11 protein-coding genes and 1 pseudogene are annotated in these 9,247 nt (G+C 68.3%); 3 read left to right on the forward strand and 9 right to left on the reverse strand.

Annotation, left to right across the window (positions count from 1 at the left end; translation table 11 throughout):
• Nucleotides 1-236: 236 nt before the first annotated feature.
• From tatC to ACWCP8_RS40730, 5 genes are all read right to left on the reverse strand, one after another.
• Nucleotides 237-1,118, reverse strand: a complete 882-nt coding sequence (gene tatC, locus ACWCP8_RS40710) for a twin-arginine translocase subunit TatC (protein WP_451121584.1) — start codon at nt 1,116-1,118, stop codon at nt 237-239.
• A gap of 65 nt (nt 1,119-1,183) precedes the next feature.
• Nucleotides 1,184-1,444, reverse strand: coding sequence for a Sec-independent protein translocase subunit TatA (tatA, locus tag ACWCP8_RS40715; protein ID WP_451121586.1), 261 nt, complete (start codon nt 1,442-1,444; stop codon nt 1,184-1,186).
• A gap of 149 nt (nt 1,445-1,593) precedes the next feature.
• Nucleotides 1,594-2,025, reverse strand: coding sequence for a Sec-independent protein translocase subunit TatB (locus ACWCP8_RS40720; RefSeq protein ID WP_451121588.1), 432 nt, complete (start codon nt 2,023-2,025; stop codon nt 1,594-1,596).
• Nucleotides 2,026-2,559: 534 nt separating this feature from the next.
• Nucleotides 2,560-3,681: an alpha/beta fold hydrolase gene (locus ACWCP8_RS40725; protein WP_451121590.1), complete on the reverse strand. Its 1,122-nt coding sequence runs from the start codon at nt 3,679-3,681 to the stop codon at nt 2,560-2,562.
• A gap of 190 nt (nt 3,682-3,871) precedes the next feature.
• On the reverse strand, nt 3,872-4,345 hold the full coding sequence (locus ACWCP8_RS40730) for a VOC family protein (RefSeq protein WP_352272004.1): 474 nt from the start codon (nt 4,343-4,345) through the stop codon (nt 3,872-3,874).
• Nucleotides 4,346-5,442: 1,097 nt separating this feature from the next.
• On the opposite strand from ACWCP8_RS40730, the gene ACWCP8_RS40735 reads away from it, so the two are divergent.
• Nucleotides 5,443-6,048 (forward strand): CGNR zinc finger domain-containing protein, encoded by a 606-nt coding sequence (locus ACWCP8_RS40735; RefSeq protein ID WP_451121592.1) that lies wholly within the window; start codon nt 5,443-5,445, stop codon nt 6,046-6,048.
• A 271-nt stretch (nt 6,049-6,319) separates the two neighbouring features.
• On the opposite strand, the gene ACWCP8_RS40740 is transcribed toward ACWCP8_RS40735, so the two are convergent.
• Entirely contained in the window at nt 6,320-6,802 is a 483-nt protein-coding gene (locus ACWCP8_RS40740) for a transposase (RefSeq protein ID WP_352272007.1), read from the reverse strand.
• A 362-nt stretch (nt 6,803-7,164) separates the two neighbouring features.
• Between ACWCP8_RS40740 and ACWCP8_RS40745 the strand changes: the two genes are divergently transcribed.
• Nucleotides 7,165-7,578, forward strand: coding sequence for an integrase core domain-containing protein (locus ACWCP8_RS40745; RefSeq protein WP_451121594.1), 414 nt, complete (start codon nt 7,165-7,167; stop codon nt 7,576-7,578).
• A 100-nt stretch (nt 7,579-7,678) separates the two neighbouring features.
• On the opposite strand, the gene ACWCP8_RS40750 is transcribed toward ACWCP8_RS40745, so the two are convergent.
• From ACWCP8_RS40750 to ACWCP8_RS40760, 3 genes are read right to left on the reverse strand one after another with little or no spacing between them, the layout of a single operon-like run.
• Complete coding sequence (locus ACWCP8_RS40750; protein WP_352272011.1) at nt 7,679-8,191, reverse strand: hypothetical protein; 513 nt, start codon at nt 8,189-8,191, stop codon at nt 7,679-7,681.
• Nucleotides 8,188-8,445: a hypothetical protein gene (locus ACWCP8_RS40755; protein ID WP_352272013.1), complete on the reverse strand. Its 258-nt coding sequence runs from the start codon at nt 8,443-8,445 to the stop codon at nt 8,188-8,190. Before ACWCP8_RS40755 ends, ACWCP8_RS40750 begins: the two co-directional genes overlap by 4 nt.
• Nucleotides 8,446-8,453: 8 nt before the next feature.
• Nucleotides 8,454-8,933, reverse strand: a complete 480-nt coding sequence (locus tag ACWCP8_RS40760; RefSeq protein WP_451121596.1) for a hypothetical protein — start codon at nt 8,931-8,933, stop codon at nt 8,454-8,456.
• 146 nt (nt 8,934-9,079) lie between these two features.
• Between ACWCP8_RS40760 and ACWCP8_RS40765 the strand changes: the two are divergent.
• Nucleotides 9,080-9,247 (forward strand): annotated as a pseudogene (locus ACWCP8_RS40765) (integrase); the annotation flags it as partial.

Raw genomic sequence — 9,247 nt, forward strand, 5'->3', positions numbered from 1 at the left:
GCCGGACCAGTGGCCTCGATCGAATCCAACTCCACGCCCTGCACAGTCACTTGGCGTCTCTTCCTTGATCAGCAGATCCGCCGTTAGTTTTACACTCCCCCCTTGCCCGAACCGACCAACAATCCAGGACAGATCGCACCCCTGGACATCCGCCGACGAGATCGGCTCGGCGGAACCCTCCACGAGTACCAACATGCCGCCTGAGCTGGACGGATGATTAATCGGCACCCGCACTGTCAGAGGGTGGTTGTATCGGCGACCGCGGTGGAGGCGATCGCGTCTCCCTGGGGGAGCGTGGATCCGCCAGCCTCGGTGTCCGGGATTCCGCCTGGCCCGGTGGTGCCGGTGCGCTGCCGACGGCGGTCGTTGCACCAGGCGATCGTGCACGCCGCCAGGTACAGCAGGCTGATGGGGGTGGCGAGCAGCAGCATGCTGAGCGGGTCGGTGCTGGGGGTGGCGAGCGCCGCGAAGACGGCGATGCCCATGAGCATGCCGCGCCACCAGCCGGCCATCCGGCGTGCGCTGATCACGCCGCCGAGGTTCAGCAGCACGAGGAGGACGGGGAGTTCGAAGGAGAGGCCGAAGACGAGGACCATGCGGGTGGCGAGGTCGAGGAAGTCGTCGACGGGCAGGAGGTTGGTGGCGTTGTCCGGAGTGAAGGAGATCAGTACCCGTGCCGTGGTGGGCAGGGTCCAGTACGCCACGGCGGCACCGGTCAGGAACAGGGGGATGCCGGCCCCGAGGAAGATCAGGGTGTACTTCTTCTCGTCGCGGTGCAGTCCTGGTGCCATGAAGGCCCACAGCTGATACAGCCACACCGGGCTGGCGGCGACGACCCCCGCAGTGATCGACACCTTCAGCGCGAGGGTGAAGGGTGACAGAAGGCCGTTGAGGGAGATCACGCCGCAGCGGCCCGCGTCGTCCGTGCCGGCCGGTTGGCCCGGGGCACAGCCGGGCAGGGGATCGATGAGGAATCCGATCAGCTGCTTGTAGAACAGAGCCGCAACGACGGTGATGAGCAGGATCGCTCCGACGGCCTTGAGCAGGCGGTTGCGCAGCTCGCGCAGGTGCTCTCCCAGGGACATACGCGCGGCGTCATGTGCTGGTTGGGTCGGCATGGGCGGTCCCGGTCCTTTCAAGTGCGGCACCGGCCGCGCGGGTGCCAGTCGGTGGCTTCGGCGTTTCAGCGCTGGTGGGAGGCGTTTGCCTCGGTCGCCTCCGGGGCCGTGTGCCGGCTCTCGGACGCGAGCTGGTGGGCTGCGGTGGCGTGCAGGGTCGGGGGTTCGTCCGTGTTGTCCTTCTGCATGGCTTTGGTCTCGCTCTTGAGGATTCGCAGTGACTGGCCGAAGGAACGGGCCATATCGGGGAGCCGCTTGGCTCCGAAGAGGAGCACGACGACGACGAGGATGAGGATGATCTCGGGTGCTCCGAGCCTGCCGAACATGGGGGTTTCCTTTCCGAGGGTCTGAAGGCGCAGGGGCGGCGCTCCTGCGCGGGTGGCCTGGCTGCGGGCGGATGCGACAGCCAGGCCCTGCGTGCCGGTGGGCGCGTTGACGGGCCGGGCCGACGGCGGGGCGCCGTGAGCCTTCCCGGTTACGGATCGTTCTTGTCGAGGCTGTAGTGCCCCGCGCCGGTAGCTTCCAGAGGTCCGTGGCCGGTGGCCGCGGGAAGCGGGCCGGGGGCGGCGGCCTTCCCGCGGCCCTTCGAGGTGCTGGTCCCGGCGCTGTCGAGCGGTTCGTCCCCGAGGCCGAGGTCGGCAGTCAGGTCGCCCAGGTCCAGGCTCTGGTCGCCCAGCAGGTTCTTGGCCACGAAGGTCTTCGGGTTGAGGTCCTCAAGCGTCAGGTCCTTGAACTCTGCGGGGAGTTCGTCGCGAATGCTCGCTTGAGCGCTCTGCGAGAACTCGCGGAGCTTGCGCAGGGTCCGCACGGTGTCGGACACCATCTTGGGGAGCTTGTCGGGCCCGACCAGAATGACGGCCAGCACGATCAGCGTCACAACTTCGAGTGGGCCGATGTCGGAAAACATCCATGCCTCCCGTCGGGGATAGTGAAGGCTCCGCCGCTCCTGGACAGGAGGCGAACCGTGGCGCGCCAGTCGTCCAAAGGGAGCCTGCCGAAGGCAGGCCGACCGCACGACGGTGTACGGCTCCCCGGGTACGACTACGCAAGAGCATTCGCTGCGGTCCTGCCCGCCGGGACACCGGGCGGGCAGGACGACTTCGGTCGAGGGCCCCTGCGGTGGAATCAGATCAGCGCAGGAGCCGGGGGACCATCCCTGATCTTGCGTGGGAATCCCGGCCTTCAGGCCGGGCGGGAAACGCATCCTGAGATTCGGAGCCGTGAAGCGGCGTAGTACGCTGCGATCCTGCTTCGGCAGCGGTCAGGGCTTGGCCGTCATGAGATCCCATGCGGTCAAGTGAGAAGCCGCCTCGTTTACGAGGGGGAGGAGTCACACAGGGCTCTTCGGTGAGGAGCTCCGGCTGCTCGAAGGCGGCGACGCTGCCGCCCGGTCGAGCTCGTTCCGTCACGCCCGGGGCGGGCCCGGACGTCTGGCCGTCCGCTAGCGGGACGGGCCGGCGGCGCGCCGGTACGGGGCCAGGAAGCGCGTCAGTTCCGACAGCAGCTCCTTGGGGGCCTGCTCGGCGAGCCAGTGGCCGGCACCGGGGATGACCACGCCTTGCACGTCGTTCGCGAGGGGCTTCATCGCGCCCCCGACCTTGTCACCCCAGCTTTCCGATCCGCCGATCGCCAGGACGGGCATCGTCAGCTTCTTCTCGGTGCGCTTCGCGTTCTGCGCAGTGATGGCGTCCCACGCGCGGTAGAGACCGAAGCCGCCACGCAGGGTCTCGGGGTCGGAGAAGAGACGGAAGTAGTACTCGCGCGCGTAGTCGGGCAGCTTCTGTCCGCCCTGGATTTCGAACTCGTAGCCGAAGAAGATCTCTTCCCGGCCCCTGACCAGCTTCTCGGTCAGCTCGTGGTTGACCCGGTTGAACGGGATGTGCCAGAGCCTGTTGTTGTGATCCTCATCGAGGAACAGGGGCGGCGAGGCCTTCACGGTCGGGGGCCCGGGAACCTCCAGGAGTGCCACGCGGGCGACACGCTCTGGATGATCCGCCGCCAGCGCGTAGCCGATGATCAGACCGGTGTCGTGACCGGCCACGGCGAACCGCTGGTGACCGAGGGCGTCCATAAGAGCGACCAGGTCGTTGGCGAGGGTACTGGTGTCGTACCCGCTCTGGGGCTTGTCGGTGAGGCCGATGCCACGCTGGTCGACGGCGATGACCGTGTAGTGGCGGGCCAGCTCCGGCATCACCATGCGCCACGCGTACCAGTTCTGCGGCCAGCCGTGCACCAGCAGCAGCGGCGGGCCCTCACCTCCGATGACCACGTGCTGGCGCAGCCCGCCGGCCTGCACGAATCGGCTCTTGAACGTCTTGGTGAACCCTGCCGGCAGATGCGGCGCCGTGGCGACCGAGCCGAAACCCTTCGGCCTGCGCATGGCGGGAACGGCAGCAGCGGACGGGGCCAATCCGCCGACCAGCGAGACGCCGGCAGCGGCAGCGGCGGAAGCAGCCGCGCCCCCGACGAAGGCACGTCGCGAGAACCCGCGCCGCGCGCGGTGCGACGGCGGCGTCGAGCCGGGACCCTCCTGGGCCGGCGGCTCCAGAGGAGACATGTTCATGAAATTTCCTTTCGATGTTGCCCGCGCGTCAAGGCGCGGTGGGGACTGACCTCGAGACATAGGAGCATATGCTCATATGTGGTGGCGATGATCCAGCCGCCGACTTCCCAGGACTGCGCGCAAGGGGTGAGCGGGTCGGCCGCCATACGGGCCGGCGCGACCCGTCACACCCTTGGGCGACTGACTCGTGTCAGCGGCCGGGGAAGCGTTGCTTGATCTCCTGGAGCACCCAGCCGTTGCCGTCCGGGTCGCTGAAGGTGGCGAAGGAGCCGTAGGAGGCGCGGTCGGGGTGCAGGCCGGCAATCCGCCCCTGCCCCTCGACCTGGTGGGTGACCTCTCCGTCCTCGTGGCCATGGAAGAGCAGGCCCCCGGCGTCGTGGAACACCTCACTCACCTCGATGCCGCGGCCGACGAGCTCCGCACGGGCCTCCTCGATGTCGAAGACGGCGAGGTACAGGCCCTGAGCCGAGCCAGGTGCGGCGGAGATCAGTCCCCGGCCGAACATGATCGAGCTCTCGGAGCCGGGCGGCGTGAAGTGCACCGCGCGGAAGTCCTCGCCGGCGGCCTTGTCGAGATCCAGACGGAATCCCACCTGCTCGTAGAAGGCCTTGGCCCGATCGACATCGGAAACAGGCAGCATGGTGACTTCGAACTTCATGTACATGTAAGGGTCCTTCTCTCTTGATGTCGGTGAATCTCACACCTGCGACTCACCGGTCCATGGGGACCAAGGGCGGCAGAGCAATTTCTTCTGACCGATCCCGGGTCACAGCGACGGATGCGTTCGCTGTCGCCGGCACGGATGCCGCCGGCCGCGAAGGGCTTGTTCACTCGCCCACTCCGCGAACGAACCGCCCAGTCGTCGAAGCCCTTGAATCCTGCTTCCCGAGCGACTCGCATACCGTCACAGTTAGGACCGTAAGCCATTAGCTCATAACGCACAACCTTCTGCGGAGAGGGTCGCGGCAAGCAGTTCGACGACGAACCGGTCCCAGACGCCTCGCCCCATGCGGAAAACGGGCGCCGTCACCAGGCCGGACGGCAAGGGGTGACGTCGCTCTTCGCTCACATCCCGGCATCAGCACACCGCCCGACGCGGCCGCACGCGGCGTCGGGAAACATCGGACACAGGCGCGGCATCGAGGCACGGGTCACTGGGCGAAGGGTCGGCCGAAGCGACCCGCCGGCCCGCTTCGCAGGTACGGCGGCAGCCGCGGGCGGCCGCTTCCCCGACATTTCGGCGAGCGCACTGCCGGAACCAGCGCCCCGGCACCCGCAGGCACCGCACCCACGGCCAGGCGTCGCGTACTCGCGGCCACGAGCAGAACCCGGAAGGTGAACTGCCTGCCAGTTCGGAGTGACCGTGTTCACCCCCCACCGTCCAGCTCGGCGCCCCGTAATCACCGCCGTCGGTCATGGCCGCCCGGCGACGCGACGGGATGGCGGTCACCGAGACTGTCGCCCCGCCGGACAGAGTTGGCACGTCGCGCCGCTCCCGATCCTCGCGCCGGGCGGGATGGCCCCTTGTTTCCACCACCACGGCTGCGCACACCCGGGCGCGGCCCTACGGTGCCCCGGCCGGGCAGAACGCCACCATCGCCCATGCGAACACACCGCGGCGGCGACCTGGCCGCGGCCCTGCGGGCTCCGCTCCGCGCCCGGGGAGAGATACTCACCTCACGGGAAGAGAATTGCGACCGTAATGGTTTCGGTCATAACCGAAAATGGTTTAGCCTGCCTTCGAGGAAGGAGGACGACACGATGCCCCCGCGTACCACCGAGTGCAGCCCGCTGACCCAGCCGCCGGCGGTCGATGCGGTCCTGCAATTCGTCAACACGCACACCTCAGGCCCCCGCCAGCTGAAGGAGCGCTTCTACAACGCCCAGACCATGCAGGCATGGCTGCTGGAGAACGGCCTGGGCACGCCGACCACCCACGTCGCGGAGGCCGATGCGGCCAGTGCACGCGAGTTGCGCGACGCCTTGATCACCGTGCTGCTCGCTCATTCCGGCGATAAGGACATCACGCCCGAGGTCCTTGCCGAGACTGAGGAATATCTGCGCAGTATCGCCGTCCGGTATCCGCTGGTGACGGTCGTCACCGCCTCGGGGGCGTCCTTGGAGACCACACAGACCGGCGTCCCTGGCCTGTTCGGCACCGTCCTGGCCGGCATCACCGAACTCGCCCAAGCCGGCGCGTGGAACAGGTTGCGGGCGTGCCGGCACCAGCCGTGCCACTTCTGCTTCTTCGACCGGACGCGGAACAGCTCTGCCGCCTACTGCGGCACGAAGTGCGGCTCTCGGGCGTCCATGCAGACCTACCGGCAGCGGAAGAAAGAGCTGGCTGCCAACGCCGACCTGACCTGACCTGACAGGTACGGTGCGTCCCCTGCCCCTGAGCGGGCGCGGCGCGCCGTCGTCGTGCAGGCCATGCCGGGCCGTGCCGGGCGGCCCCCAGGTGGCGCGGGCCCTTGATGCGGCCTCCTTCCCCGGCACCACCCTGGGTTCACGCGGGCCCGGTCCGAACGTTGACGTCCCCCGCCTGCCGATCCTGATCAGCTACACCCCTACCCCGGGATGCGCGAGTTCCGGCGGCTGGCGGAGCGCGGGAGGCTCTTGCAGGAGGCGTCGGGGGCATTCAGTGCCGGTCGGCCGCCCGTGGCCGTGCCAGGCGCCGGCTCATCCGTGTGACCATCGACCACTGGATCATCGCCTCGCTGGTAGCGATGAGGGTCTCGTAATCGCGGGCCAGACGGCGGGAGTTCATCAGCCACGCGAACGTGCGCTCCACCACCCACCGCCTCGGCAGCACCACGAACCCCTCCGTGTCGTCGGTGCGTTTGACGACCTCCAAAGGCAGCGCGAGTTTGTGTCGGCACCAGTCGACGATGGAGCCGGTGTAGCCGCCGTCGGCCCAGATGAGGGTGATGTCGCGATGCAAGCGACGCAGACGTCCCAGCAGGCCCACCGCCGCTTCTCGGTCGCCGATGTTCGCGGCGGTGACCGCGACGACCAGGAGCAGGCGGAGCGTGTCGGTCACGATGTGCCGTTTGCGGCCCGGCACCTTCATCCCGCCGTCGTATCCGCGTGAGACGGACAGCACCGTCGCCGCGGCCCGCACCGACTGCTGTCGTAGCCGCGGGTCCAGTCCTGGCGTTCGGTGTCGAGGATCTGGATGCGATCTCTCGGTTTGGGGACAGTGGTGTGAGAGAAGTGACCCCGGGTGTGTTGATGCTGGTCGGGTGCTGTTTTGGGGTGTGGGGTCACTGTCTTGGACGTGAGAGATCGGTGTGGGATTGCTGTCATGGGCCTTTATCGCGCCAGGTGTGACGCTGTCTCAGTTTCGTGAGTTCTGATCCACTGGCCGACGGGTGTTGGTGTGATCGAGGGGTGGATGAAGGAACTCAGCCGCCGGCGGGGTCGGGCGCGGTTACGGGCGCTGCTTTGCCGGTCGAGTCGGTTCGGGCGTTGCGGGGGCCCGCGGTGCGCCGTCTGCTGGCTCTGCGCCGGGAGGGGGCGCTCACTACCGGGCATGTCAGGTCGGCGGCGGATGCGTTGGGTGTGCGGGAGCGCGCGGTGTGGCGGTGGCTGTCCGCCGCCGAGGTGCTGCTCAGCGCACCTCGGGCGCCGCGCGTGAATGCCCACTGCGAGCGAGTAATCGGCACGATCCGGCGCGAGGTCCTCGACCATATCCTGATCACGAACGAGGCCCACGCCCGACAGGTCCTCGCCGAGTATCAGGAGCACTACAACTGCCACCGGCCACACCGATCACGAGACCAACGACCACCCGAAGCCCCGGAACAGCCAGCGGTGTTGCACGATCGCGTGCCCCGCAGGCTCCTGCGCACCCGCGTCCTCGGCGGGGTCATCAACGAGTACCGATACGCGGCTTGAGCTGCAGCGATGACTTTTCGAGCCCCACAGGTTCGAGACGCGGCGAGGCGTCAGGAACCCCCCGATGGAGCAGCTACGGGGAAGGGAAAACGACTAGCGGTCAGCGGGCCGGCTTACCGAGGAGGTTGTAAAGGTCCATCGGCGTCACGTACCCAGACCACCGACCGTCGTCGAACAGATGGACGCCGGCGTCGAGGTACGCGCGGTCGCATAGCTGGGAGCAGATCATGGAGCGCTCGGTGTCGATCCACTTCCGCAGCCCGGGCACGGGCAGGTGGAACCGGTGCGAGGCGAGCGCGAGGTAGTCGAGCGTGCTGTACGGGACGCCGCGGTACTTGAGGGCGCAGTCGCTGATCGCCTCGCGCTGGGCGTCGGTGAGGCCGGCCGGCGACACGTACAGGACGTCGCGGTCGTCGTACGTCGACAGGGGGCGGACCTTGGCGCCGCCGGGCATCGCCTCGATGAGGAGGCCGCCGGGCAGGACGATGAACGCGTGCTGGTACGCGCCGAACCCGTCGCCGTTGAGCCACTGCCCGAACTGGATGAGCCGGCCGACGGAGCCGGTGATGTTGGTCAGTCCGATGTCGCCGGGCTGCGGGGATGTACGGATCATTCGGGGTCTCCTACAAGGGGGGCGAGGTTCGTGACGATGCGCTGGAGCCACGTGATGGTGATGGCTTCCGCGGCCTGGTCGGACCAGCCGCGGGCGATGAGGTCGGCGCGCATGCCGTCGGCCGCGTCGAACGCCGGGGCCAGGCCCTCGCGCATCAGGAGGAGGTCGTTCGCAAACATGGCGTCGCTCTCCTCCATCTCGTCGAGGTCGGGCGCCGTGGGTTCGGGCGGCTCGGCGGGCGTGCGGAAGAACATCGATCCTCCTATGCGGCGGGGACGGTGAACGGGAGCGTGATGAGGCCGGCCGCGGCGCCGAGCAGGTCCCAATCTGCCGGCCCGTACGCGCGCCGGCAGGTGTCGCAGCGGATGACGGTCCTCCGCGGGTCGTACGTGAGCCTCCCGCCGCACTTCGGCGTCTCGGGGTCGTCCTCGTTATACCCGCGGGCCGGCATCGAGCAACACGGCTTGAGGTCTTCGCGCCGGCGCCGATCGCCGGAGACCAGGCCGCGCATCTCGCCGAGGAGCTTGCGGAGGGTGCGGTCGAGGTCGTCGACGTCCGGATACGCGTGGCACGCCCAGTAAAGGTTCAGGCGCAGCCATTTGACGGTGCCGCGGAGGGTGTTGTCCTGGCCGCCGCGGCCCGGGGTGAGCCGGTAGTGCCGGGTCGTGCGCAGCTCTCGCCGCCAGGCGTCTTCCTCGACGAGCAGGGGCTCGGTGACGCCGCCGCCGAGGAGGGAGAGCACGGCGAGGTTCGCCGGCGGTTTCGACCCTGCGGGTGCCGATAAATCATCCGTGCAGGTGGCAGCTTTGAGCGCCGATCTCTGGGTGGCACCCGCTGCTCGTTCCGCGATCTTCACGGGACAGGTGTCGGGCGGCATCATGATCTGTCGTGCTGCTGTGCCTGACCTACCTCGCCGTGACCAATATCTTCGCGCTCCTGCGCCTGCTGCCGATGAGCGATTGGGACAAAGACATCGAGATCCTCGCGCTGCGGCACCAACTGCTGGTCCTGCAGCGCCAGGTCGGCCAGCCCAGGTTCACCGACACCGACCGCGCG

This window comes from Streptomyces sp. NPDC002206, from assembly GCF_053593595.1.